Source organism: Acidimicrobiales bacterium (genome assembly GCA_022452145.1).
Taxonomy (GTDB): Bacteria; Actinomycetota; Acidimicrobiia; order Acidimicrobiales; family MedAcidi-G1; genus UBA9410.
Window position 1 is genome coordinate 1 of sequence record JAKURY010000046.1, and the last position, 1598, is coordinate 1598.

At 69.8% G+C, this 1598-nt stretch carries 2 protein-coding genes; one reads left to right on the forward strand and one right to left on the reverse strand.

All coding sequences use genetic code 11. From position 1 onward, the window contains the following. Positions 1-142: 142 nt before the first annotated feature. Positions 143-1111: an electron transfer flavoprotein subunit alpha/FixB family protein gene (locus tag MK177_10285; protein MCH2427703.1), complete on the forward strand. Its 969-nt coding sequence runs from the start codon at positions 143-145 to the stop codon at positions 1109-1111. Positions 1112-1151: 40 nt separating this feature from the next. On the opposite strand, the gene MK177_10290 is transcribed toward MK177_10285, so the two are convergent. Further along, positions 1152-1598: hypothetical protein (locus MK177_10290; GenBank protein MCH2427704.1), on the reverse strand; the 447-nt coding region annotated here is incomplete at its 5' end.

Consider the following 1598-nt stretch of genomic DNA (forward strand, 5'->3'; position numbering starts at 1 on the left):
CTGGGCCGGTGCACGCCAGGAGATCACCGAGATCACCGAGGCGTCCGCCCGCGAGGCCGGTGAGATCATTCACGACGAGGGCGACGCCCATGAGCGCATCCTGGCGTTCCTGGACGATCTCAAGGTGCTGTAGGAGGTCATCATGGGAATTTCGAAGATTTGGGTGTTCGGCGAAGCCACCGAGGCCGGTGCCACCGCCTCCACGCTAGAGATGCTGACCAGGGCCCGCGATCTGGCCGACACCGTCGAAGTGGTCATGTCGGGTGACGCCGCATCCGTGGCCGGTTCGCTGGGTGCCCACGGAGCCACCACCGTCCACACCATCGGCGACATTGAGGGAGCGCTGGCCGGTCCCCGGGTGGCCTCGGCCATCGCCAGTGCCGTGGAGGCGGGTTCCGGTCCAGACGTCCTGCTATGCGCCACCTCCTACGACGGCCGCGACGTGGCCGGCCGCCTGTCGGCCAGGATCGACCGCCCGGTCATCACCAACGTGGTTGATCTGGCAGTCGACGGCGACCGCCTGCTGGGCTGCGAGCCGGTCTTCGGCGGGACCACCGACGTGACCACCGGCTTCACTGACGACGGCCTGGCTATCTTCCTGGTCCGTCCCAAGTCATTCACTGCCGAGGAGTCGGGCGGCGGGCTGGCTGACGTGGCCGAACTGGCTGTCGGCGAGCTCGGCAACACCGGGGCGGCCACTGTGCGCGAGCGCTTCGTCGAGGAGAGCAGCGGTCCTAAGTTGGACGAGGCGACCGTCGTGGTCTCCGGCGGTCGGGGTCTTGGCGATCCTGAGAAATACGAGATGATCGAGTCGCTAGCCAAGCTGGTGAAGGGCGCCCCCGGGGCGTCACGGGCCGTGGTGGATGCCGGCTGGGTGCCCTATTCGTACCAGGTGGGCCAGACCGGCAAGGTCGTCAAGCCGACCGTCTACCTGGCCTGTGGCATCTCCGGTGCCACCCAGCACCTGGTGGGTATGAAGGGTTCAGCCAACATCATCGCCATCAACAAGGACGAGGAGGCGCCGATCTTCGGCGTGGCCGACCTCGGCATCGTGGGCGACGTGCACAAGGTCCTGCCCAAACTGATCGAGGCGCTCCAGGCCCGAGGCTGAGGGCCGCCGGCCGTCGGGGCAACCGCTCCGACAGCCCGGATCAACCGGTCGGGTCCGCGGCGTCCCGGGCGTCCAACGCCCACGCCAGCCCGTCGGCCGGGTCCTCGACGGCTATCAGCAGATGCCAGCCGGTGGGCGGCGTTCCGTCGTCCCACCGCCACCATCGGAGCTCAGCGACCGCTCCTCCCAGATCCTCCCCGGCGGGGGGCCAGGCCTCGTCCAGGCCGGTGAGAGCCGCCGCGCACCACCAGGCTTCGAAGCGGCCCCGGGCCATGCCCCGACGCCTGCCGTGGGCGCCTCCTGATGCCCCGGCCCACGCCAGCAGCCCTAACGCCTCATCGACCGGCAACCTGTGGTGGCGACCGGGACGCCCGCGGAGCGAGGCCACGGCCTGAGCTGCGGTTCCCCGGACGGCAGCGACCCTCCGAAGGCCGTTGGACTGCTCGGCCCATACAGCGGTCAGGTCCCCGAGGGCGGCCAACCCGGG

Bases quoted from the DNA above. Each gene is read 5' to 3' on its own strand.
- MK177_10285 (MCH2427703.1), top strand. From the start codon at position 143: ATGGGAATTTCGAAGATTTGGGTGTTCGGCGAAGCCACCGAGGCCGGT.